The organism is Psychroserpens mesophilus (genome assembly GCF_000826645.1).
GTDB classification, from domain to species: domain Bacteria; phylum Bacteroidota; class Bacteroidia; order Flavobacteriales; family Flavobacteriaceae; genus Psychroserpens; species Psychroserpens mesophilus.
In genome coordinates, this window is sequence record NZ_JXJP01000001.1 from 436333 (window position 1) to 460488 (window position 24156).

Annotated in this window: 21 protein-coding genes; 4 read left to right on the forward strand and 17 right to left on the reverse strand. The window is 33.2% G+C overall.

Annotation, left to right across the window (positions count from 1 at the left end):
* Positions 1-101 precede the first annotated feature (101 nt).
* From wecB to TD18_RS01880, 4 genes are all read left to right on the forward strand, one after another.
* Positions 102-1196 carry a non-hydrolyzing UDP-N-acetylglucosamine 2-epimerase gene (gene wecB, locus TD18_RS01865; protein ID WP_040247661.1) on the forward strand — a complete coding sequence of 365 codons (1095 nt, stop codon included), beginning with the start codon at positions 102-104 and terminating at the stop codon, positions 1194-1196.
* Positions 1197-1327: 131 nt separating this feature from the next.
* The gene (locus TD18_RS01870) at positions 1328-2440 is read left to right on the forward strand and encodes an MraY family glycosyltransferase (protein ID WP_052461001.1); all 1113 of its coding nucleotides are present in this window, start codon (positions 1328-1330) and stop codon (positions 2438-2440) included.
* Between the two features lie 74 nt (positions 2441-2514).
* Positions 2515-3270: a polysaccharide biosynthesis/export family protein gene (locus tag TD18_RS01875; RefSeq protein ID WP_040247663.1), complete on the forward strand. Its 756-nt coding sequence runs from the start codon at positions 2515-2517 to the stop codon at positions 3268-3270.
* A 2-nt stretch (positions 3271-3272) separates the two neighbouring features.
* Complete coding sequence (locus TD18_RS01880; RefSeq protein WP_052461002.1) at positions 3273-5609, forward strand: GumC family protein; 2337 nt, start codon at positions 3273-3275, stop codon at positions 5607-5609.
* On the opposite strand, the gene rpe is transcribed toward TD18_RS01880, so the two are convergent.
* From rpe to fbaA, 17 genes are all read right to left on the reverse strand, one after another.
* Positions 5606-6268 carry a ribulose-phosphate 3-epimerase gene (gene rpe, locus TD18_RS01885; RefSeq protein WP_040247665.1) on the reverse strand — a complete coding sequence of 221 codons (663 nt, stop codon included), beginning with the start codon at positions 6266-6268 and terminating at the stop codon, positions 5606-5608. The genes TD18_RS01880 and rpe overlap by 4 nt on opposite strands.
* 134 nt (positions 6269-6402) lie before the next feature.
* The gene (locus TD18_RS01890; RefSeq protein WP_040247666.1) at positions 6403-7266 is read right to left on the reverse strand and encodes a sigma-70 family RNA polymerase sigma factor; all 864 of its coding nucleotides are present in this window, start codon (positions 7264-7266) and stop codon (positions 6403-6405) included.
* Positions 7267-7358: 92 nt separating this feature from the next.
* Complete coding sequence (locus TD18_RS01895; RefSeq protein ID WP_040247669.1) at positions 7359-7733, reverse strand: hypothetical protein; 375 nt, start codon at positions 7731-7733, stop codon at positions 7359-7361.
* Positions 7734-7835: 102 nt separating this feature from the next.
* On the reverse strand, positions 7836-9275 hold the full coding sequence (locus TD18_RS01900; RefSeq protein ID WP_040247671.1) for a glycosyltransferase: 1440 nt from the start codon (positions 9273-9275) through the stop codon (positions 7836-7838).
* Positions 9276-9408: 133 nt separating this feature from the next.
* Positions 9409-10647 (reverse strand): porin family protein, encoded by a 1239-nt coding sequence (locus TD18_RS01905; RefSeq protein ID WP_040247673.1) that lies wholly within the window; start codon positions 10645-10647, stop codon positions 9409-9411.
* Positions 10637-11197, reverse strand: a complete 561-nt coding sequence (locus tag TD18_RS01910; protein ID WP_040247675.1) for an RNA polymerase sigma factor — start codon at positions 11195-11197, stop codon at positions 10637-10639. Before TD18_RS01910 ends, TD18_RS01905 begins: the two co-directional genes overlap by 11 nt.
* Before the next feature lie 312 nt (positions 11198-11509).
* Entirely contained in the window at positions 11510-11944 is a 435-nt protein-coding gene (locus tag TD18_RS01915) for a hypothetical protein (RefSeq protein WP_040247677.1), read from the reverse strand.
* A 136-nt stretch (positions 11945-12080) separates the two neighbouring features.
* Entirely contained in the window at positions 12081-14336 is a 2256-nt protein-coding gene (locus TD18_RS01920) for a polyribonucleotide nucleotidyltransferase (RefSeq protein WP_040247679.1), read from the reverse strand.
* A 219-nt stretch (positions 14337-14555) separates the two neighbouring features.
* Positions 14556-14825 (reverse strand): 30S ribosomal protein S15, encoded by a 270-nt coding sequence (gene rpsO, locus TD18_RS01925; RefSeq protein WP_040247682.1) that lies wholly within the window; start codon positions 14823-14825, stop codon positions 14556-14558.
* A gap of 111 nt (positions 14826-14936) precedes the next feature.
* On the reverse strand, positions 14937-18161 hold the full coding sequence (locus TD18_RS01930) for a T9SS type A sorting domain-containing protein (protein ID WP_084205813.1): 3225 nt from the start codon (positions 18159-18161) through the stop codon (positions 14937-14939).
* An 82-nt stretch (positions 18162-18243) separates the two neighbouring features.
* Positions 18244-18849, reverse strand: coding sequence for a hypothetical protein (locus TD18_RS01935; RefSeq protein WP_040247687.1), 606 nt, complete (start codon positions 18847-18849; stop codon positions 18244-18246).
* A gap of 22 nt (positions 18850-18871) precedes the next feature.
* A complete protein-coding gene (locus TD18_RS01940; RefSeq protein ID WP_152611288.1) occupies positions 18872-19480 on the reverse strand; it encodes a hypothetical protein in 609 nt (202 codons plus the stop codon).
* A 24-nt stretch (positions 19481-19504) separates the two neighbouring features.
* Positions 19505-20113: a hypothetical protein gene (locus TD18_RS01945; RefSeq protein WP_040247692.1), complete on the reverse strand. Its 609-nt coding sequence runs from the start codon at positions 20111-20113 to the stop codon at positions 19505-19507.
* 5 nt (positions 20114-20118) lie between these two features.
* Positions 20119-20655, reverse strand: a complete 537-nt coding sequence (locus TD18_RS01950) for a hypothetical protein (protein ID WP_040247695.1) — start codon at positions 20653-20655, stop codon at positions 20119-20121.
* A gap of 189 nt (positions 20656-20844) precedes the next feature.
* Positions 20845-21879, reverse strand: coding sequence for a T9SS type A sorting domain-containing protein (locus tag TD18_RS01955; RefSeq protein ID WP_040247698.1), 1035 nt, complete (start codon positions 21877-21879; stop codon positions 20845-20847).
* Positions 21880-21966: 87 nt separating this feature from the next.
* A complete protein-coding gene (accD, locus tag TD18_RS01960) occupies positions 21967-22824 on the reverse strand; it encodes an acetyl-CoA carboxylase, carboxyltransferase subunit beta (protein WP_040247703.1) in 858 nt (285 codons plus the stop codon).
* A 188-nt stretch (positions 22825-23012) separates the two neighbouring features.
* On the reverse strand, positions 23013-24080 hold the full coding sequence (gene fbaA, locus TD18_RS01965; RefSeq protein ID WP_040247706.1) for a class II fructose-bisphosphate aldolase: 1068 nt from the start codon (positions 24078-24080) through the stop codon (positions 23013-23015).
* Positions 24081-24156 lie beyond the last annotated feature (76 nt).

The following is a 24156-nucleotide window of genomic DNA, read 5'->3' on the forward strand; positions in this document are numbered from 1 at the left end:
GATGTAAACTAAGAACGGACATAGAAAATTATACTTCAATTGGAGAAGTGATGAAAAATAATTGTATTATAGAACTAACATTTAAAAGAAAACAATAAGCAATGCATAATATTACGATAATAGCTGGAGCAAGACCAAATTTCATGAAAATTGCGCCAATTATTCATGCCATACAAAACGCTAAAAACGAAGGATTCAATATAGATTACAGGTTAGTTCATACTGGTCAGCACTATGACACAAACATGTCTGGTAGTTTTTTTGAACAACTTGAAATTCCTGAACCTCACGTTAATTTAGAGTGTAGTGGAGGTTCACAAGCAGAGCAGACGGCAAATATTATGATGAGTTTCGAAAAAGAATTAATTGCCAATCCTGCAGATTTAGTGTTAGTTGTAGGTGATGTAACGTCAACAATGGCTTGTGCTTTAGTCGCTCAAAAATTGCATACTAAAGTCGCACATGTTGAAGGCGGAATTCGTTCAGACGACTGGACCATGCCTGAAGAAATTAACAGGTTGGTTACAGATAGTATCACGAATTACTTTTTTACAACGTCTGAAACGGCTAATGTAAATTTGAAAAAAAGTGGTGTTGCCGAAGATCAGATTTTTTTCGTTGGAAACACGATGATTGATACTTTATTAAAACAGCAACCAAACTTTAAAAAGCCTCAGGTTTGGAATGATTTAAACCTTTCTGATGGTCATTATATTGTGATGACGCTTCACAGACCAGCAAACGTGGATGAAGAGTCACAGCTCAAAGATATGATAGATGAAATCATAGCGCATACACAAGATTTACCTCTGGTTTTTCCTGTGCATCCCAGAACAGCTAAAATATTAGAACGACTTCATATTAACCATCCTCGATTGCATACCGTTGAACCTTTAAGTTATTTGGAATTCAATTATTTGGTAGAAAGAGCCAAAGCTGTTATTACAGATTCTGGAGGAATTACTGAAGAAGCTTCAATACTTCGAGTACCTTGTTTAACGCTTAGAGATAATACCGAACGACCAGAAACAATTACTTTGGGTACTAATGAGTTGGTAGGTACAAATCCAAAACACTTAAAGCCATATTTGGATAAATTGTTTTCTGGAAATTGGAAAAAAGGAAATGATATTCCATTATGGGATGGCCAAACAGCTATAAGGATTATTAAGGTACTAAAAGAAATGTTACCTTAGTATTAGGTGAATAAAAAGTCTTTGTTATTATCTTCCAAAAGATGAAAGATTATATTTGTTAGTTTTTAAATTTGTATCTTGCGAGTGCTATTAATTAAAAATATGATGTATCAATATATCGTATTCTACGTATGATTAAAACATTACTTGAAAATTTTAATCCGGAAAACAGTCCATTTATATGGCTTTTGTGTGCGTTTGTGTTAGCATTTGCTATTGCATATCAAACCTTTCCAACGATTTTATATGTGGCTAAAGAAAAACATCTCATGGATGAGCCTGATAGTAGAAGTATGCACTCTAATATCACGCCCACTTTAGGTGGCATTGGAATCTTTTTCAGTTTAGTAGTGGTGATGACTATTGTTGGAGCAATGCTTAACACTAAAGTGTTGCTATTAGTTATGGGAGGTTTAACCATCCTTTTTTTTCTGGGACTTAAAGATGACTTGACTGTGCTCTCAGCACGTAAAAAGTTTATTGGGCAATTGTTTGCAGCTTTATTATTAATTGTTTTTACGGATACTAGAATCATAGGTTTCTCAAAAATTTTTGACGTAGATATACTCCCATACTGGGTGTCTATAGGTTTTACATTGTTTGTTTATATACTGGTTATTAATGCATACAATCTTATTGATGGTGTTGATGGACTGGCTGGATGTATTGCATTGTTAATCAGCGTAATTTTTTCTATACTTTTTTATAATTCTGGAGCCTTAAGTCTTGCTACCATATCAGTAGCACTTATAGGAGCATTACTGGCATTTTTACGGCTAAATTTTTCCTCTAAGAATAAAATTTTCATGGGAGACACAGGTTCAATGATTGTGGGGTTTTTAATCGCCTTTTTTACAATTAGTTTTATCTCTCAATCGCAAACAAATATTGATTCAGAATATTATAGAGCATCACCTGCTTTGGCATTTGCGATGTTGTTTTTTCCCCTTATCGATACCTTGAGAATTTTTATTATTCGAATAATTATTCTGAAAAAAAGTCCGTTCGAAGCTGATAAAAATCACATTCATCATCGTTTTATTCAGGCTGGATTTTCACATGTTCAAACCACATTTACCATAGTTTTTGTGAATCTGTTAATTGTGATTATTGCCTTTCAAATGCTTCACTTAAATTTAAACACGCAAATAGGCTTGCTTTTAATTTATGGTTCGACATTGTATTGCTTACCTTTCATAATCATTAGAGTTATGAATAAGAATAAAAAAAGTATAAAAGTGTGACATCTCATGATGTAGATTACTTTGTGGTTTGTTTAAATAGGTTATATTTGCGTTCTTAACATATTTATTGAATTATGAAGTTAAATTTTGTCGTATTTTTATGTGTCTTAATGTTGTCTTCTTGTGCATCAAAAAAGGACATATGGTATATACAAGATGCAGGAGAAAATAATACTGCTCAAATTAATTTTCAACAAACAACGATACAGCCTAATGACATTTTAAAAATAGATGTAGAGACCTTAGTGCCAGAGGCAGCACAGCCATATAATAAAGTAACGAATGCTAATCAATTTAGTCTTCTAGCTTTTCAACTGGATGGGTACTTGGTCTCTGAAGAAGGTAATATAATTTTTCCGGTTTTAGGAGAAATAGCGCTCGCCAATCTTACAATGAATGAAGCAGAAGTAAAAATCAAGGATTTATTGGTAGAGGGAGGCCATTTAAAGAATCCTACAGTAAGAGTTCGTGTGGTCAATGCAAAAGTAACAGTTTTGGGAGAAGTAAATCAGCCAGGCACCTATAATTTTTCAGAACAGAACATTACTCTTCTGCAAGCTCTTGGCTATGCAGGAGATTTAACAATAAATGGTAAACGAGATGATGTAATTATTACCAGAGATGTTGATGGTGTGCGTACGATTACCCATATTAATTTGACAAATACAGACTTTATGAATTCAGAGTACTTCTACATCAAACCTAACGATACAATTATTGTCAACCAAAACAAACCAAGGGTAACGAATTCAGGCTATGTTACTGGTCTAACTACTTTGTTGGCAGTTGCTACTGTGGCTTTAAGTTCCATCATTATATTGTCACGATAGTTATGAATACTCCACAAAATACTGGCTTTACCAATTTAGAAGATGATAAGTCGAACTTAAAACAAGAGTTTAGAAAATACCTCAGGTATTGGCCTTGGTTTCTATTGACATTAATTATTACCCTCATAAGTGCTTACATTTATATAAGGTATGCCCCTAGAATATATCAAACTTCGGCTAAAATAAAAGTTTTAGACGAGTCTGACGGATTAGCACTTCCTACAGCAGCGTTTATCTTTAAGCGTTCTAACATTAACTTAGCAAACGAAATAGAGGTTCTTAATTCCTATATTATTTTAGAAGAAGTCGCAAAAGAATTAAAACTGAATACCTCATTTTATGAAGAAGGTACTATACAGACAGCTCAAATAGCAGAATTGCCTTTTTATTTCGAGCAGAGTATGGCAGCTGATAGTATTGTCGGTGTAAGATCTTACATTATTGATGTTAAGAAAAGCAGTTTTGAAATTACACATACAAGAACAGAACAGGTGGTTGTCATACCTAATCATGACAGCTTTGAAGTTGTAAACGATTTACCATTCCAAATAAGATTTGATGATGAAGCGTCTAAAGCAGATGTTATAGGTAAACGTTATATTGTAAACTTTAATCCGTTAAAGGATGCCACATTAAGGTTAAAATCAAGTCTTGAAATAGGACTTGTAGGTGAAGAAAGTGATCTGTTAAACTTGTCAATGAAGGGAGAAAGTAAATTGCTTTCAGAGCGTATTTTAAATACGCTTATAGACGTTTTTAATAAGGATGGTATCAAAGACAGGCAATTGGTGTCTCAACGTACCTTAGATTTTATTGATGACCGTTTTTTTTATCTGGCGAGTGAACTGGATTCAATTGAAGTTGGTCGGAAAGAATTTAAAGAACGGAATAATATAGTAGATCTAACTTTAGATTCGTCGTTAGGTCTTGAAGAGCGATCTCAATCAGACGATGAAGTATTTAAAGTGGAGCGTCAGATTGTAATTGCTGAGATGCTTCAAGAGACCATTAATGGTAAGAACGGAGATGGTTTACTGCCAGCTAATATTGGTCTTGAAAGTGGTGATATAAATTCTATAATTAATGAATACAATTCGGCAATTCTAGAACGTGATAAACTCATTAGAAGTGGAGGAGAGAACAATCCAACTGTGAAATTTACTCAAACACAAATTAACGATGCAAAATCTAATATATCAGAGTCTTTAAGTGCTTATTTACAACAATTAAATGTAATACAAGGCCAATTAAGAAACAGAAATCGAAAGTTTGCAGGCAGAGTATCACAAATACCTGAAAAGGAAAAATTACTGAGAGCTATTGAGCGTCAGCAAATGATTAAAGAAAGTTTATATCTTTATTTACTACAAAAACGAGAAGAAGCGGCTATAAACTTAGCTATTGTAGAGCCTTCTATAAAAGTAGTTGATTATGCTTTATCATCTAGAAGTCCTATAACTCCAAAACCTAATGTAGCTTATGCAGCAGCAATTTTAGGAGGATTGCTTGTGCCTTTTACAATATTGTACTTGTTTTTTATGTTGGATACTAAAATTCACGGTAAAGAAGACATTTTAAAATTCAATAATAAAATTCCAATCATTGCTGAAATCCCTGATATTAATAAAAAGGAAAAAGCTGTTTTTGCTGACCCTAATGATAGAACGGTTTTAGCTGAATCCTTTAGGATTTTAAGTTCTAATGTCAATTACTTGCTTCCTGTTAGTGAAGACGAAAAAGGCAAAGTGATTTATTGTACTTCGACGATCAAAGGAGAAGGAAAAACATTTATTAGTATCAATTTGTCTCTAGCTTTGTCTAGTATGAATAAAAAGGTACTGCTTATAGGAGCCGATTTACGAAATCCTCAAATTCATACACATACAAATTTTGATAAAAACACTGTTGGACTATCAGATTATTTACATGATAAAGATGTAGCTTGGAAGGATACCCTTATCAAAGGATTTGAAAAGCATGAATTTCACGACATCTTACTCTCTGGTAATATTCCTCCAAACCCGACCAGTTTACTTACTAATGGAAGGTTTAAAACTCTTATTGAAGAAGCGAAAGAAATTTATGACTATATTATTGTCGATACAGCTCCAACTGTTTTGGTTACAGATACGATGTTAATTTCTCAATTAGCTGATGTCACAGTGTATATCTCCAGAGCCAATTACACAGAGAAAAAGATTCTTTCATTCTCTGAAGAGTTATTTGAATTAGGTAAGATTAAAAATATGGCTTATGTAATCAACGGCGTTGGTGCTAGCAGATCTTATGGTTATGGATACAATTACGGCTATGGTTATGGTTATGGAAGTAAAGTTTAACTATTAGCTAAAGTTTTTAAGGCTTTTATAGTTTCTTTGTGATTCTCACTTTTAAATACATAGCTTCCAGCAACTAATACGTCTGCACCAGCTTCAATAAGTTGCTTTGCATTTTTATTGGTGACACCACCATCAATCTCAATTTTTGTAGATGCACCTTTTTTGGTAATCAATGCTTTTAGTTCAGTAACTTTTGAATACGTATTTTCAATAAAGCTCTGACCTCCAAATCCAGGGTTAACACTCATTAAGCATACCAAATCAATATCATTGATGATATCTCCTAGTAGAGACACAGGAGTGTGCGGATTTAAAGCGACTCCAGCTTGCATACCTTCAGCTTTGATTGCCTGAAGTGTTCTATGAAGATGTGTACAAGCTTCATAATGCACTGTTAGATTATTGGCTCCAAGTTTAGCAAACGTTGAAATGTATCGATCTGGATCAACAATCATTAAATGTACATCCACAAGCTTTTTTGCATGAGTCGTAATTGCCTGCAAAACTGGCATTCCAAAAGATATATTTGGAACAAATACACCATCCATGATATCAATATGAAACCAATCAGCTTCACTTGAATTTACCATTTCTATATCACGTTGAAGGTTAGCGAAATCGGCTGCTAAAATTGATGGAGCAATAAGTTTTGAAGACATATGTTGTTTTTTGCAAAAATAGGATAAAAAAACAAACCCACGGTAATCAGCCGTGGGTTCTTTCATCAATCAAAAAACGAACAGTTATTTTTAACTGTTTGTTGCTTTTATTAGGTCGTAAAAAGTGTCAATTACTAACCTAAATATGTTTTTAAAATTTTACTTCTAGACGTATGTTTTAGTCGTCTGATAGCTTTTTCTTTAATCTGACGTACACGTTCGCGAGTCAAATCGAATGTTTCTCCGATTTCTTCTAAGGTCATTGGATGTTGATTACCAAGACCAAAATACAAACGAATAACATCAGCTTCACGAGGTGTTAAGGTTTCTAAAGCACGTTCAATTTCAGTGCGTAACGATTCATGTAATAAATCTTTATCAGGATTTGGAGACTCACCACTTCGCAATACATCGTAAAGGTTTGAATCTTCACCTTCAACTAGAGGCGCATCCATAGATACGTGACGACCAGAGTTTTTCATAGACTCCTTTACATCATTAATGGTCATATCTAACTCTTTTGCAATTTCCTCTGCACTTGGTGGACGCTCATGACTTTGCTCTAAAAAGGCAAATGTCTTATTAATTTTATTGATAGATCCAATTTTGTTTAAAGGTAAACGCACAATACGAGATTGTTCAGCCAAGGCCTGAAGTATGGATTGACGTATCCACCAAACGGCATAAGAAATAAATTTGAATCCACGAGTTTCATCAAATCGCTGTGCTGCTTTAATTAGACCTAAATTACCTTCATTAATTAAATCAGGTAATGTTAATCCCTGATTCTGATATTGTTTAGCTACAGAAACCACGAAACGAAGATTTGCTTTAGTTAATTTTTCTAAAGCTACTTGATCACCCGCTTTGATTCGTTGTGCTAATTCTACTTCTTCATCGGCAGTAATTAAATCAACTTTTCCAATTTCTTGTAAATACTTGTCTAACGACGCAGTTTCTCTATTAGTAACCTGCTTCGTAATTTTTAGTTGTCTCATCTATATATCTCCTTTAAATTTGGGTAAATGTATTGTACTATATAGTTATACGTAGTAAGTACAAAAAATGTTACAAGAAAATTAAAATTAATTTAAATTTTGATTAAGCTTTTATTGTTCATATTAATATCATCGAGCATTTCGTTGGTAAATTTATAATGACCTTTTGTGGTGATTAATTTGAAATGATGTGATTTTAATGCTGTTAAAGTGTTTAGAAATAACCATTTAGATTTTAATAATTTAGGTTTTTCACTTTTAAGACTGATATCGAAATAATGCTTTCTTCCATTTTTCATCGCTACGATGTCGGGCGTAATACTTATATCACTTCCCTTTTTTGTAAATGATTTTGGTGTTTCGTAACCTTCAGTGTCAGCTTTAATGTCTTCGAAACCATGCTGTTCCAAATAATCTACTGAGTTTTCTAAAATGTCTTTGTATTTTTCTTTGTCTTCGTGTATCATAGCTAATAATATACGAAAAATAATGAGAAAAACAAATTTTTAACCTGTTCAACCTTTGATGACTACAAAGATGAATTCATCGGAAGATTTAAATCAAATGAATTAAGTTAATGCTTTTGGCGTCAAATCACGAGTAAGCCAACCTCTTTTTCCTGCTGTTGCAATGGCATAAGGTGTAATCCAAAACAATCCGAAGGTGTATAGGATACTATATGTATAAGCCCAAATTGACTCCGAAATTTTATAGTGATATGAATAAAACACTACTGAAAATGAGGATAGGATTAATATACTAGCTAAAGTAGATCCTAAAAACAATAACGGATGAGTGGCAATAAATAATGCCATGACTATTAAAAATGGATAGCTCATTATCATCTCTAAAAACTGACTCATAAATAGCAATCGTATTCCAGATTTATCACCTTTTCTGAAATTTTTAAAAATGTATTTTGTCATTTCAAGATTCTCTCTAACATTGCTTCTTCCCCATCTAATAAACATTTTATATAAACCAGTGTATTCTTCAGGGACATTTGTATAAGCAACAGCATTTCTTTGAAATAATACATGTTTTCCTTGCTTTAAAATCATATTTGTCATCGCTCGATCTTCACCAATATCTGATGGTTTTCCCATAAAGGTTTGGTTAATCCATTCAGGTAAACAATTGTAAACAGCTGTTTTTCGGTATGCGGCTAATGCGCCAGGCGTACACAATACTGAATTCAAATTACTTTCAGCAGACCGTACAAATTCAAAACTCAGCACAAAACTTACATCCAGCATTTTTGGAAAAATCTCTTTTTTATTATTTAAAACTCTAATGTTTCCTGCCACAGCACCACAATCTTCATTTTTCACAAAGGGGCTTACGAGATTTCTGAGTGTGTTTGAAGTTACAATTGAATCACTGTCAACAGTTACAAATATGTCTCCGGTACCTAAGTTGAACCCTCTGTAAAGCGCATGTCGTTTGCCTTGGTTTTCTGGTTGTTGAAGAATAACCAATCGGTCTCCAAGTTGCTCTTTTGCTTTTAGCATCCATTCCCATGTATCATCTTTGCTTCCATCATCTATAGCTAGTAATTCCAGTTTGTGTTTTGGGTAATCGCTGTCTACTAAACTCATTAAGGTATCCCAAACTTGTTTACCTTCATTATATGCTGGAACAATGATAGTACATGTAGGAAGTTCTTCGTTAGTCACTGAGGCTACAGGCTTATATTTGACATATTGATACAGCATAAATAAGAACAGTAATACTTTAAAAACTGTAATACACGTCGCTATGGTAATAAAGGACATTACCCAAACCGATTTTTGATTAGTATTAATGGTGTTCAAATCATTGTGAAAGACACTGAAAAAATAGATGCCAATACTAATCATTAGAAAGGTACTAGCTAAGACTAATATGTTTCTGCGATTTGAAGATTCCTGTAATCTACTGTTTAAGGTATTTATAAGGGATTTAAATTGTGTTTTATGTAATTCTAAATTTGAGTAAATTTTTTGTTGTAGCGTTTGTTTGTTGTCCATCTTATATATTAGCTATTATAGAATTGTTAATACTTGAAGTACGTTAGTAATTTAGCTTTGGACTTTTTTTAATATTTATTTAAGATTTTCAGTTAGATTTTTCTTATTGTAAAGTAATTTTTCTAGCTACGTGTTAAAATTTATATTCAATTCCAGAACTAATTGAAATTAAATAAGGGTTATAGTCTGCGGAAGCAGTGTATGGTGAAAGCTGATATTTCAAAACAGGCTCTATATTTAAATAAAAATTGTTGTAGATCTTAGTGTTAAAATTTACACCTAAATTAAAAGACATAGTCGAAGAATTAAACTCATCCTTATTCTTTGAGTGTATAAGGTTATTGTTTTCATTTAATGATTTTTGATGAGCATCAGTAATTAAAAAGTAACTAAAGCCGCCGATTACAGAAGTTTGAATTTTCTTTTTTGACAAAGTGTAGTTGAATTCTAATGGAATTTCAATATAACTCACTTCTTGTGTTATTGAAACCTTATCAACTTCATAAGTGTGTTGTAAATCTAATTTAGATACTCCAAACCTCAGACTTCCTTTTTCTGAAATATGGTATTTTAAAAGAACACCATAATTTACACTAATATTATCCTTAAAAGTCTCATTAAAACCGTTGTAAGAGATTAATGATATGTTAGGATAAATACTCCATTTGTTCGTTGTTTGAGAATTTGAAACCGAATCTTTTTCAGTTTCATGTTTATTTTCCGCTTTTTGTATAGCTTCTTCAGCTGACTCATTTGTTTTTGATAATTCGGATGTTTTATTGGAAGTGACCTGAGAATCTACTTCAACTATATTAAGTTTAGAATAAGATTGCGACAAGTTCTTAATAGATGTATTTATGTGATTTACTGAGTTAATAGTTTTAGAAGAAGAATTGTTTCCCTGTTTGCTATTTTGATATGTAGATGCTGATTTTTCCTCTTTTCTTAATGAATAAGAATAACTCTTAATGTTTTTTTTCTGGCGCTTTTCTGAGGCATATATTGTATTTTGTTGTGTAATGTCATCATTACTGTATTGATTTTTTTTATCTGTTTTTAGTGTTACAGTAATTGGTGTTTCAGTTATTGATGTTCCAGTTACAGGTGATTCTGTTATTGGTGTTTTTTGATGTTCTTCTTTAATTATGTAATTTGATTTAATTTGAGTAGGTGAGTTATTACGGTTTAGAATCAAAATGACTAGAATTGCACCAATGCTGGCATATCTCAGCCAAATAGGAATTATATATCTATGTTTTTTTTCTTTCTTTAGTTCTTCTTCAATGTTTTTCCAAACAAGGTCATCGGGAGATTCATTTAAGTTCGTTAAATGTTCCTCAAAGGCTCTGCCAATATCTTTTTTAATTTCCATTACTAGTTTTTATTTTATTGTTTGGAGAAGCTTCAAGTGTTCTAATTTTATCTTTCAGAATTAGTTTAGCTCTATGCAAATTTGATTTTGAAGTGCCTTCTGATATTGAAAGCATTTTTGAGATTTCTTTATGCGAAAAATGATCTAACTCATAAAGGTTAAATACAAGTCTATATCTACTTGGTAGTTCCTGAATTAGAATTAATATTTTGTCAAGAGGTATTTCAAATTCTCGAATAGATGTGTCGTTTTCTTGTAGGTTTTCTTCATTTACTATAACATTTATAAAGCTTTCACTTTTATATTTATCAATTGCTTTATTAATTGTTATACGCTTCATCCAACCTTCAAAAGAGCCGATACCTTTGAATTTTTTCATACTCTTAAAAATTGTTATAAATGATTCTTGTAGTGTATCTTGTGCGTCTTCTTTGTTTTTCGAATATTTTAAGCATAATGAATAGAGTGAATTCTTATATAATTTATATAATTCACTTTGTGCATTTATATTGTTTTTCTTACAGAGCTTTATTAATTCGTTTAGGTTCAAATGCTATAATTTACAAATGGTTTGTATTAAAAAAGTCTTGATTTCTTTAACATTATTTAGATTTTTCTTAGCCTGCATTGTTATAATTTGAAAATCTAGATCTTCTACAAAAAATCGGACTTACATATTTATCGTTGAATTCCAATAAATCAATCACAATATTCTTCTAAAACTAAGTCAACACAAATTCTTGTTTGGTACGTGTATGATTAGTTAAGTTGACTAGACCTAAATTATTAAAAGAAAGTGAATTTAAATTACTTCACTGCATTATTTGAATAGGCGAAAATTAACAATTCGTTACACACGTTTTTATATCTGTTCCAATTCTACGAAAAGTTCAGTAAACGCTTCAGAATTACCAGAACTTGCATGAACTTGAATAATTCCATTCCCCGAAAAATCGAAATTAAATTTAACTGTAACTATTGATTTCGCCATAAATCCATCATGTGAGTTTTCAATATTTATAATTTCCATATTGCCAGATTCTATAGTCCAAAAAAATTCTGAATCAGCAGGACTGTCGTTTTTGGAATAGAAAGTTGAAGCAAAAGTTATAATCTCATTTCGCAAGGCAAAATCTGTTCCATTTGCGCATATCGACACCAAAGTGTCTGGTTCAATAGTTAATTCGCAATTAGTTACACTTTTCGGATTTACAGGAATTACTTCTGTATTTTCATCGTTTGTACACGATACTAATAATAGTGACAAACAAATTAAAATTTTAAATGTTAATTTCATAAGATAAAGATTTTTCATTAACGACGTTATTGTCGATCATTTAATTAGTAGTCTACGAAACAATAAAAAGGTTGCGTTTAAAAATAAAAAAAAGCCTCACATTATTATGTGAGGCTTTTTTATATAGTTCGATTAATTAATCGTCTTTCTTATCTTCTCTTGGTTTGCGATCATCACGTCTGTTATCACGTCCACGATTATCACGTCCTCTGTTGTTATCTCGTCCACCAGAACGTTTGTCATCTCTTGGTGGTCTTTCTTTAAAACCTTCAGGTTTTGGTAAAATTGCTTTACGAGATACTTTCTCTTTACGAGTTCTAGAATCGATTCCAAAATACTTTACATCAAAAACATCGCCCATGTTTACAACATCAGAGACATTTTCGGTACGTTCCCAAGCCAATTCACTTACGTGTAATAAGACTTCATTTCCTGGCGCTTCAGTATATTCTACAACTGCGCCAAAATCTAACATTTTAATGACTTTCACTTCGTAAATGCTTCCAACTTCAGGTTTGAATAATAAAGAATCAATCTTCGCTTGTACAGCATCAATACCTTCATTTCCTACACCTAAAATTTCAACAATACCTTCTTCTGTAACAGGGTCTTCATTAATCACAATAGTGGTATTGGTTTCTTTTTGTAATTCTTGAATGACTTTTCCTCCAGGACCAATTAAAGCACCAATAAATTCATTAGGAATTCGTCTAGTAACCATTTTAGGAGCATGACCTTTAACGTCTGCATTTGGAGCAGCAATAGTATCAGTCAATTTCTCTAAGATATGTAAACGTCCATCACGAGCTTGTTTTAAAGCATTTACTAAAATCTCATAGCTTAAACCTTTTACTTTGATATCCATTTGGCAAGCCGTAATACCATCTGCAGTTCCAGTGACTTTAAAATCCATATCACCTAAATGATCTTCATCACCTAAAATATCAGATAATACAGCATATTTGCCAGAATCTCCATCTGAAATTAATCCCATCGCAATACCAGAAACAGGTTTCTTTAGTTGAACACCAGCATCCATAAGTGCCATTGTACCAGAACAAACAGTTGCCATTGAAGACGAACCATTAGATTCTAAAACTTCAGAAACGACACGTACTGTATAAGGACAATCTTCAGGGACCATTCCTTTTAAAGCGCGTTGCGCTAAGTTTCCGTGACCAACTTCTCTACGAGATGTTCCACGAATAGGTCTTGCTTCACCAGTTGAAAAAGGAGGGAAGTTATAGTGTAAATAGAAACGCTCTTCACCTTCAAAAGATGGCATGTCTATTTGGTTTGCTTCTCTAGATGTACCTAATGTTACTGTGGCTAAAGCTTGCGTTTCTCCACGCGTAAATATAGCAGAACCATGAGTTGACGGTAAGTAATCTACTTCACACCAAATTGGTCTTATGTCTGTTGTCTTACGTCCATCTAAACGTAAACCTTCATTTAGTGTTAAGTCTCTAATGGCATTCTTTTCAGCTTTGTAGTAATATTTAGAGATTAATTCACTTAAATCTTCTTGCTCTTCCTCAGAAAAAGATGCTAAAATTTCTTCTTTAATTTCAGAAAATGCAGCACTTCTTTCGTGTTTAGATGATCCAGCTTTTGCGACAGCGTACACTTTATCATAAGCCATATCGTGAATTTTCTTTGCCAAATCTTCATCGGATCTTTCTGGTTCGTATTCACGAACTTCTTTTTTACCAAAAGCTTCAGCTAATTTAACCTGAGCAGCACATTGTACTTTTATGGCTTCGTGAGCAAATTTAATAGCTTCAGTCATTTCTTCTTCAGAAATTTCATCCATCTCACCTTCAACCATCATTACAGAATCTGCTGAAGCACCAATCATCATATCGATGTCAGACTCTAATAGTTGTGAACGTGTTGGATTGATAACAAACTCGCCATTTACGCGACCAACTCTAGCTTCAGAAATTGGACATTCAAATGGAAAATCAGATAATTGAATGGCAGCAGAAGCTGCTAATCCTGCCATGGCATCTGGCATAACATCATCATCATGCGACATTAATTGGATCATCACCTGTGTTTCAGAATGATAATCTTTTGGGAATAACGGACGTAATACACGGTCTACCAGACGCATTGTTAATACTTCGCCATCACTTGGTCTTGCTTCTCTTTTGAAAAAACCTCCAGGATAACGTCCTGCCGCAGCAAATTTTTCTCTGTAATCTACCGTTAATGGTAAAAAATCTACTGGACTTTGTTTGTAATTGGAAACTACTGTACATAACAACATGCATTTTCCAGATTGCACAACAACACTACCATGAGCTTGTTTTGCTAATTTTCCGGTTTCGATAGAAATTTCTCTACCATCACCTAGGTCAATGACCTCTCTAAAAACTTTTGGAATCATAAATTTTTTAATTCTAATTCTAGCACTATTAGTTTGTGCCAGAACAATGTTAAACAATGGTCGTTGTGTTGTTGTAGTTGTTGTTTGGCTTGATAGCCTTGACCAATGAAAAACTTTTTGTCCTAAACTTTCTTTAGGATCTAGCTTCTTATTTACGATTGTTAGACTCTATCGTATGAGTTGTTGTATAAAAAAAAGAGGCACGAAGCCTCTTTAATATTATTTTCTTAATCCTAATTCTTTAACTATGGCACGATATCTTAGGACATCTTTCTTAGTTAAATAATCAAGTAATGCACGACGCTTACCTACTAACTTTACTAATGAACGCTCAGTATTATAATCTTTACGATTGTTTTTTAAGTGCTCAGTTAAGTGGTTAATTCTGTGAGTAAATAATGCAATTTGACCTTCTGCAGTTCCAGTGTCTTTGGCATTTTTGCCATGTTTTTTAAAGATGGCTTCTTTTTCTTTTTGACTTAAATACATGCTAATATTGTTGTAAATGATTTTTATGTACGTTGAAAGTTTCTCTTTCAAGCGGCAAATATAGTAATTTTTAATGATTAACAAATATTAGCGTCTTAATAGTTTTCTATTTTATTGAATGACAACCTGATGACTTTCAACTTCTCCATTATATATAATGAGTAGCGTATAAACTCCTGTAGCTAATCCGTTTACGTTTATTGTTGTTAGAGTAGCTGTAGCACTTGCTTCATATACCATCCATCCTGAACTGTTAAAAAGTTTTAGAACTAAGCTTTCAGAACTTTGTAATAGACCAGCTGGCTGATTTGTTAACTTTACATTTAAATTGGAATCTGCAGGAACTGGAAAGATTACAAAATTATCACTAGTAATATTACCAGAGTTACTGTCATTACAAATATTTGTACAATGTTTAATATCATATTTAATAGTCTTCCATTTAGACCAACCACAATAATTTCTCATTCGTACTTTAAAACGAATTTCTCCATTACATTGAGGTGTTATAATGGCAAATTCATTATTGCTTGTCGTCCACTGAAAATTAGTGGATATTTGTTGCCACTCAACTTCTAGTATTTCATCATTAGAAGGTAACATATTTAGTCGTATTCCTAGGTCGTCACAGCTACTAAATGCTGCAATAGGATCTGTAAGACCTGTTTTTATTTTATCAACTTTTTCAATGGATGCAATCTCAGGTTGACCGATAAAAATGTTTTTGCTGAAGCTTCTTCCGTCCTCTATGACAGCAGAAATATTAGCACTTCCAGTCCCAATCGCTTTTACTTTTATACTGTAGTTTGAATTGTTTATTTCCAAAATTTCTAGGCTATTGGAAACATACCATGTTGGATCTGAAGGCAATTTACACGAACCAAAATAAAATGTTCTCACCTCATTTTCGCAAAAGGCATTGTCGCCTTGTAAGTCATCATTAAATAATGGGTAATATGGTAGCTGTTCATTTCCGGCTAATTCTTCAAATAACCAATTAGCGCTTTTATTGGTGAAACTGGTATGTTGTGTATTTTCATCGTGTCCAAAATAGCTGTCAAAATAGGTGTCGTCTCCACATACTAAGTTGTAATCTAATGGATTTAACCAACTTTGATCAGGGTTTTTGTGAGCAATGGCAGAGAATGAAGGAATAAATGAATGATTTGGTCTGAAATCACGTAACTCAAATCGACTGTCTCCTAAAGCACCCGATAGCCAGTAAGTTAAATTACCCAAAGGATTTTCCCAGAAACTTCCATTAGAACTATTAATGGGATATGTGCTTAATATAGATTTTGCAATATCATTTTGTCCTCCAAACCAACCACCTGGCACAATGTCCATATTGTCCCTAGAGTTAATGTTAGGTGATTTATGAATAATTTCTGTGGAAGGAGCTTTTTTAAATCGTGCTATTTTTTTATACCCAGAACCAAAAGACGGCATGAAATAGCTTTCTAAACTAGCAATATGTACATCAAATGTTATTGATCCAAATAGGAGATCGATATCTACCCTTTGAAATCCTCTGATATTCAAAACATTTTCACTATTGTAGCCAATGGTTTTTCCGGTTAAAGAACCGTTTACTAATGCAATTTTTCTTAGATTTTGTGGATAGCCATGTGAGTTAGGGAGACCGTTATTTTCTTGATTATTATAGTAATTTCTATAATAAAATGAACCATCATCTGAAGGAAATCCTTGAGAAGCAACTTTACCATTCAAGTTGTTTTCATTTATAGTATGTAAATTGGGAACATCTCGATGAAATTCAATTAATTGTTGACGTGCTGCCACACTTCCCAATTGGTTAACATAGAAATTGTTAGCAGCATCATTGCTTCCTAACGTACTAATTAAATGAATTAAAGCCTGATCGCCAAGAGGAATATTTGCGCCCAGATGTGGACTATCAACACTGACCCATAAACCTGTGTTGTGATCCCAGTCTAGGTCATTAGTTTCTGCATATTTTTTTTCCATGTATGCCAAAGCATATCTAGAAATTTGTCCACCCATACTTGGGCCAACAATAGCGATTTCTTCAGTACTATTGACTTCTGCTAACTTTAGTTTTATTTTTTTGATGAGTGCTACCAATGCAAGCGCATTACTTTCAATGTAATAGGCACCTCCATCAATGGTTACCAGCTGATTGTTATCTAAGTTGGTTGTTGTATAGGTTGGCTGATTGACCATGATGACGTCGTATCCTTGCAGCCTTAATTTCTCTAAAATATTTTCTGTTTGAATTCCATTTTGATAATGCATAAGATCTGTCATTGAGCGATGCTTGTCAGGATCAAAAACACCATTTGACAAACTTGCTGCCGCACATTCTGGGTCATCTTCACAATCGCAATCTTGAATTTTGCGTTTATCACCAGGATCAAATCCGTCGATAATAATGACTGGTTTGTACACATTTAAATCAGAATGAAACGATTCATCAGCATAAAAAATTCGATAGTCTATTCTAGGGAATATTCTGGGATCATTGATTTCATAACCTTTGAAGGATTCATCAGCTATTACAAATTCATCTTTGGCTCTTGGGTCACTAGCTGTGCATAGTCCGTTAACATTATTAACAGATGGATTAGCAGGTGTATAATGGAAATAAAAATTACCTTTTGTGGTTAATGTCGAATTGTCGTTGAAAGTTATTTGACATGTAAATTCTTTAGTGCCACTAGAATAATATGGCACAGTTATGTTTTGAGGAATTAAATTTTCATCACTAATAATAGTATTGGTAGTTGTACCAAAATTAATAGTCAATGTCTTAATTCCATTTCCACCATTGGTCAAGTATAAATCTGCATTAAATTTAAATGTGACATTCGTGCCTTTTATAATGGATCTTGTTGGAGCCACTATGGTCGTTTGCATGGAATAAAAAGCGGGCTTATTAGGAATTTGCCCAAACAGTTCTGTGGTTTGATTCAGAACTAAGCCTCCTTCACCTTGGTTTTCATAATTGTAATTAAGAATCTGAAAGGGAGAATTTAGAATAGCAATATTCACCTCATTATCTTGAATTGTATTAGCAATTCTGTTTTCTAATTCCTGAAGGCTTATAAGCCTTGTGTGATTGCTTGCGTTGTGTAATTCATTTAATGCTTGTCTGAAGTATTTATAGTCTGAAGAATTTGAATAGTTTGCTTTGTTAAAGTTATACAGGTTTGCAAACTGTGTAACACGTTCATAAATAATACCAGAAGTTACTGAGGATTGGTTTACATTGACCAGCATGGAGTCTAGCTTGGTTTGTGCGTTCATGCCATAATTTAATAGCATAATTACTGTCAATACATAAAAAAATTTCATAATTTTGAGAGATTTTAGTTAATAAAATGATGTTGATTAAAATTATTTAAAGAGGCAAATGGCAGTTTGCCTCTTTTTTAGTTTATTGAAAATTTGCATCTGGAAGGGTAAAACCATTTATGTCAAATCTTCCTTGAGTTATTTGAATGGTGTCATGTGGTTCTTGGTAGTTTCTAACACTACCACTAAAAGTGCCTGATATTATGCCACTATTTAAATTAAAACTTGTAATTGTTATATTTCCGGAATTTTCATAGGAAAGATAGTTTTGATAGTTCCCAACATCTTTTCGCCAAACCCGACAATGCATGTACGTATGGTTTAAACCGTCTATGCCGTTTTGACCATTTGATTCATTAACTATGTAGCTTGCGATTCCATTATCATGTAGTCCCTGTATATGCATTAAAAGACTTGCTGTTTTTTCGCTATTATAATCGTGAACATCTATTTCATTATAATCATTATCAATTCCTCCTCCCCAAAATATCATTGCATTGTCATTAGTACTAAACGTTCCGTCTCCATCTCTGGGAATAAAAAGGAGTTGATCTATATAGCAACCAAATGTATTGGCTCCGTTTTGAGTAATAGGAGGTAAGGTTCTTTCACTGTTCAAAATGGTGTCGTCGTTACCACAGCTGAGGCACACTGTTGTAATTACTAAGAATAAGATTGAATGTTTCATGAGTTTTATTTTAGAGTTGTTTTTAATTGAAGTCTGTTTCGTCTAGTGTATCCCACTTAAAGTCAAATCGACCATTAGTTATTTGAATGGTGTCGTGAGGTTCTTGGTAATTACGAACACTTCCTGAAAACGTTCCTGAGGCTACACGGCTAGAAAGGCTATAGTTTGTAATGGTAATAGTGCCAGAGTTCTCATAAGACAAATAGTTTTGATAGTTCCCGACATTTTCTCGCCAAACACGACAATGCATATACGTATGGTCTAGTCCGTCAACACTCGTGAATCCATTTGATTCATTTATGATATAATTGTCTGTTCCGTATTGGTGAATACCTTGAAGGTGTAAAAAAACACTAGCAGTATGTTCACTTTTATAGTCGTGTAAATCATATTCTTGGTACTGAAGATTTCCACTTGGATCTCCCCAGACCAAGGCAGCTGGATCACTATTATTAAAAGTTCCATCACCATTTCGAGGTATGAATAAAGTATTATCAATATAACAACCAAATGTATTGGCTCCGTTTTGGGTAATAGGAGGCAAGGTTCTTTCATTGTTCAAAATGGTGTCATCGTTACCACAGTTAAAACAGATTGTAGTTAGTACCAATAGTAAGATCGAATTTTTCATGTGCGTGACATATTAGAGTTATTTTTAATTGAAGTCTGTTTCATCTAGTGTATCCCATTTAAAGTCAAATCGACCATTAGTTATTTGAATGGTGTCGTGAGGTTCTTGGTAATTACGAACACTTCCTGAAAACGTTCCTGAGACTAAACGGCTAGAAAGGCTATAGTTTGTAATGGTAATAGTGCCAGAGTTCTCATAAGACAAATAGTTTTGATAGTTCCCGACATTTTCTCGCCAAACACGACAATGCATATACGTATGGTTCATGCCATCGATTCCTCTTAATCCGTTAGATTCATCTGTAATATAATCACCAATTCCGTTAGCATCAAGCGCTTGGATATGCATTAACAAACTTGCTGTTTTTTCGCTTTTATAATCATGCACATCGAATTCGTAGTATGAAGTTAATTCTGGATATCCTGAAATAAAATAAACGGCTTGATCACTATTATTAAAAGTTCCATCACCATTTCGAGGTATGAATAAAGTATTATCAATATAACAACCAAATGTATTGGCTCCATTTTGGGTAATAGGAGGTAAGGTTCTTTCACTGTTCAAAATGGTGTCATCGTTACCACAGCTGAGGCACACTGCAGTAATTACTAAGAATAAGATTGAATGTTTCATGAGTTTTATTTATTAGATGTGTGTTTAAAATTATATCTGAGTATTGTAGAATACATAAAGGTGTTATTGTTGTGATTGAATTCTGCTTGGAATTGAAACCCAAAAGACAATCTATGTTTTGATAAGAACATTAATCGTGTACCCAAGGGGATATTGAAGTAAGTACTATTAATTGTACCTGATGGAAATTTAGTATAAGAAACACGATGGAGGCCAAAACCACTGTAAACTTCAGTTTGCATCCAGTTAACAAGTTTTGGATGTACTTCAAACAACAGATTTAAGGATGAGAAACGATCGTGATTACTACCTAAAATATTCAAATCTTCTCCTGCGTTAAATTGTAATCGAAAATTTTGTTTATAAATCACAAAACCTAAAGCAAGACCAACATGGATACCACCATTATTGAAGTTGTCTTGCTTTTTATTTGAATTAAAAACACCTAATGGAATCAGTTGAACATCCTTAATTTTAAAATTTTGGCTATTTACAATGAAGGCTGAGATGCAAAAAAGAAATAGAAGTAGAATCTTTTTCATTATTGGAAGGATTAGTTTGTTGTTGTTCAGACTAATATACAATAAAATATAGAAAATATACTATGTATATGTTATTTTTTAATAATAAAGAAACATTCTAAACAATAAAATCATGACTAAGCCAACTATTAAGCATAAAAAAAGCGAGCCAATTGGCTCGCTTTTTTACTCGTAAGACTTTAAAGTTTCTTACTTCTTGATAAATCTTTTAGTTATGAATCCTTTAGAGGTTTCAATATTTAAAATGTATAATCCAGATTGTAAATCAGATACATTAATAGTTTCAAAGTTATCAGTTATGGTTGAAATAGCTCTTCCGTTCATATCGAAAATTTGAGCAGATGTCACTGCACTATCATCAGATAACTTGATATTTAAAATTGAAGAAACAGGATTAGGAAACAATTTCATTTCATTTGGTGACAATGTGTTACTAGCAATACTTAGAGTGCTTCTATCAAGAACTTCATACAGTCTAATGGTTTCATTGATAACGGTTCCAAAAGCGTCTATATCAATAACATTTGTAGAAGTTCTGAATACTAAGTTGCCATCAGTATCATCATAATAGAAGTAAGATGTTTGTGTAACTGTACCGATATTTATGATGCCAAAAGCTAGCAATGTCACATCTAATTCTGTTTTTAATCTCGTAACACTTCCGTTATAAGCTCCCAGACCAAAATCGTTTAGGTTTAAAGTGCCATAGGCATCCACAGTGGTATCAAAGCTTCCAGAAATTGTGCCAGATACTGTTGTTCCATTTGCATCACCTTCAAATGAGCCACCAACGGTGTCTCCTCCATTTGAAAAATTATACGTTAAAGGGAACTGTCCTAAGGTTGCATTATTCGTAAAATTTAAAGTAAAAAGATCTTGAACAACACCAGTTATTGATATTAAATCAGATTGGTTACTAATAAATAATTTACTTTCTGTAGGTGGCATACTATTAGTTGTAACCACCAAAACTTCTGTAGTTCCAGGATAAGCCGTTTGCTCTGCTGATGTAGGGGCAACGTTTGTGTCTGTATTGATTCCTACTGGAGATAAAGAGGTGAAATTCCAAGTTGCATTTGTGCCTGACGCACTTTCATCAAGTGGGTTAGTTGAGTCTATAATGGCATATGCTTTTTGTGAACTATTTACAAAGCTAGAAATGGGTGCCTGTGCAAAAGTAAAGTAAGAGGTCAATAAAAATGTAAAGAGTAGTTTTTGTTTCATGTCTTAATGGTTTGAGTTATTGTTGGTTACGAATTTATGAAATAATTACATAAGGTTAAAAGAAAAGACCTCAATTGAGGTCTTTTTTTAAGCGCGTAAGGGCTGATTTTTTATCAAATCAATGTATAAATTGACTTTTTGCTTCAAATCTTTTCGATGGGTTATAAAGTCTAAGAATCCGTGTTCTAACAAGAACTCAGAAGTTTGAAAGCCTTCAGGTAAATCTTGACCAGTAGTGTCTCTTACAACTCTCGGTCCAGCAAAGCCAATCAGAGCACCTGGTTCACCAATGTTGATGTCACCAAGCATTGCAAATGATGCCGTAGTGCCTCCTGTGGTTGGATCTGTACATAATGAAATGTAAGGAATACCAGCATCTGCGAGTTGGGCTAACTTAACTGATGTTTTAGCCAATTGCATCAACGATAATGCAGCTTCCATCATACGAGCACCTCCAGATTTGGAAATAATCATAAATGGTAATTTCTTCTTAAGTGCATAATCTGCTGCTCTTGCAATTTTTTCACCAACAACACTTCCCATAGATCCTCCAATGAATGAAAAATCCATACAGGCAATAACTAAGTCCTCTCCATTAGATTTTCCAACAGCTGTTCGGACGGCATCTTTGAGATTTGTTTTTTCTTGAGCTGCTTTTAAACGGTCTGGGTATTTTTTAGTGTCTTCAAATTTTAGAGGATCTTTAGAGGATAAATCGGCATCTAATTCTTTGAATTTATTGTCGTCAAATAGAATTTCGAAGTATTCTTTACTTCCAATTCTTACGTGATATCCATCTTCTGGACTCACGTAAAAGTTTTTTTCCAATTCTTTGGTATCAACAATTTTACCCGTGGGAGATTTATACCACAACCCTTTAGGTGTGTCTTTTTTCTGTTCGGTAGTGGTTTGTATCCCTTTATCTTTTCTTTTAAACCAAGCCATAATGCTTTGTGAGTTTTAGATTTATGATTTATGAATAACGATTATTATTTAGCATATCATTCAGTATGAACGCTAAATAGCGTTAAGGATTGAAGCGGCATCCTTTTTTTTGAAAAAAAAGATACAGCGTAAAGCCTGACTACAAAATTAAACCTTTTTTTAGTTTTGTGGTAACGCCCAAAAAAAACTTATAAGGTATTTACATTGTTAAGATCTTCAAATGCTTTTTTAAGACGTTCAACAAATGCATCTTCTCCTTTTCGTAACCAAACTCTCGGGTCGTAATACTTTTTATTAGGGACATCATCACCATCAGGATTGCCAATTTGAGATTTTAAATAGGCTTCTTTTTCACTCATATAATCACGAACACCACTCATAAATGCATATTGCATGTCGGTGTCAATATTCATTTTAATCACACCATAACCGATAGCTTCTCTTATTTCTTCAACAGTTGATCCTGAACCTCCATGAAATACAAAATCGATATGATTGTGAGGTAAGTTGTGCTTTGTTGATAAAAATTCCTGAGAATTCTTTAAGATTTTAGGTGTCAGTTTTACGTTTCCAGGTTTATAAACACCGTGAACATTTCCAAATGCAGCTGCAATGGTAAACTGATCACTGACTTTGCTTAATTCTTCATAAGCGTATGCAACTTCTTCAGGTTGCGTATATAATTTTGAATCGTCAACATCAGTATTATCAACACCATCTTCTTCACCACCTGTAATTCCAAGTTCAATTTCTAAGGTCATTCCCATTTTGCTCATTCGCTCAAGGTATGATTTACAAATTTCAATGTTTTCTTCAATAGGTTCTTCAGATAAATCGATCATATGAGAACTGTAAAGCGACTTTCCAGTCTCTTTAAAATGTTGTTCGCTGGCATCCAATAACCCATCAATCCATGGCAATAATTTTTTAGCGCAATGGTCTGTATGTAAAATTACAGGAACGTCGTAAGCTTCCGCCATTAAATGGATATGTTTTGCACCAGCAATAGAACCAGCAATAGCTGCTTTTTGATTTTCATTACTTAATCCTTTTCCGGCATTAAATTGTGCTCCACCATTTGAGAATTGAATAATTACGGGAGCATTTAATGCTTTTGCTGTTTCTAGAACACCATTAATTGTGTTAGAACCTATAACGTTAACTGCTGGTAAGGCAAACCCTTTTTCTTTCGCTAATTTGAAAATCTCTTGAACTTCTCTTCCAGTAGCAACTCCACCTTTAATATTGTGACTCATTGTTGTGATTTTTTAAGTTGAAAATTAAGTAATCAAAAATACATAATTTTTACATAATATAACTGCTATTTGGTAC

What these genes read in the sequence shown, in the direction of transcription:
- fbaA (WP_040247706.1), bottom strand. Translation starts at nt 24,080, where the DNA reads ATGAGTCACAATATTAAAGGTGGAGTTGCTACTGGAAGAGAAGTTCAA.
- TD18_RS01890 (WP_040247666.1), bottom strand. Translation starts at nt 7,266, where the DNA reads ATGAGACAACTAAAAATTACGAAGCAGGTTACTAATAGAGAAACTGCG.
- rpsO (WP_040247682.1), bottom strand. Translation starts at nt 14,825, where the DNA reads ATGTATTTAAGTCAAAAAGAAAAAGAAGCCATCTTTAAAAAACATGGC.
- wecB (WP_040247661.1), top strand. Translation starts at nt 102, where the DNA reads ATGCATAATATTACGATAATAGCTGGAGCAAGACCAAATTTCATGAAA.
- TD18_RS01920 (WP_040247679.1), bottom strand. Translation starts at nt 14,336, where the DNA reads ATGATTCCAAAAGTTTTTAGAGAGGTCATTGACCTAGGTGATGGTAGA.
- TD18_RS01900 (WP_040247671.1), bottom strand. Translation starts at nt 9,275, where the DNA reads ATGGACAACAAACAAACGCTACAACAAAAAATTTACTCAAATTTAGAA.
- TD18_RS01955 (WP_040247698.1), bottom strand. Translation starts at nt 21,879, where the DNA reads ATGAAACAAAAACTACTCTTTACATTTTTATTGACCTCTTACTTTACT.
- TD18_RS01915 (WP_040247677.1), bottom strand. Translation starts at nt 11,944, where the DNA reads ATGAAATTAACATTTAAAATTTTAATTTGTTTGTCACTATTATTAGTA.
- TD18_RS01905 (WP_040247673.1), bottom strand. Translation starts at nt 10,647, where the DNA reads ATGGAAATTAAAAAAGATATTGGCAGAGCCTTTGAGGAACATTTAACG.
- TD18_RS01875 (WP_040247663.1), top strand. Translation starts at nt 2,515, where the DNA reads ATGAAGTTAAATTTTGTCGTATTTTTATGTGTCTTAATGTTGTCTTCT.
- TD18_RS01940 (WP_152611288.1), bottom strand. Translation starts at nt 19,480, where the DNA reads ATGAAAAATTCGATCTTACTATTGGTACTAACTACAATCTGTTTTAAC.
- TD18_RS01870 (WP_052461001.1), top strand. Translation starts at nt 1,328, where the DNA reads ATGATTAAAACATTACTTGAAAATTTTAATCCGGAAAACAGTCCATTT.
- TD18_RS01895 (WP_040247669.1), bottom strand. Translation starts at nt 7,733, where the DNA reads ATGATACACGAAGACAAAGAAAAATACAAAGACATTTTAGAAAACTCA.
- TD18_RS01945 (WP_040247692.1), bottom strand. Translation starts at nt 20,113, where the DNA reads ATGAAACATTCAATCTTATTCTTAGTAATTACTGCAGTGTGCCTCAGC.
- TD18_RS01880 (WP_052461002.1), top strand. Translation starts at nt 3,273, where the DNA reads ATGAATACTCCACAAAATACTGGCTTTACCAATTTAGAAGATGATAAG.
- rpe (WP_040247665.1), bottom strand. Translation starts at nt 6,268, where the DNA reads ATGTCTTCAAAACTTATTGCTCCATCAATTTTAGCAGCCGATTTCGCT.
- accD (WP_040247703.1), bottom strand. Translation starts at nt 22,824, where the DNA reads ATGGCTTGGTTTAAAAGAAAAGATAAAGGGATACAAACCACTACCGAA.
- TD18_RS01950 (WP_040247695.1), bottom strand. Translation starts at nt 20,655, where the DNA reads ATGAAAAAGATTCTACTTCTATTTCTTTTTTGCATCTCAGCCTTCATT.
- TD18_RS01930 (WP_084205813.1), bottom strand. Translation starts at nt 18,161, where the DNA reads ATGAAATTTTTTTATGTATTGACAGTAATTATGCTATTAAATTATGGC.
- TD18_RS01935 (WP_040247687.1), bottom strand. Translation starts at nt 18,849, where the DNA reads ATGAAACATTCAATCTTATTCTTAGTAATTACAACAGTGTGCCTCAGC.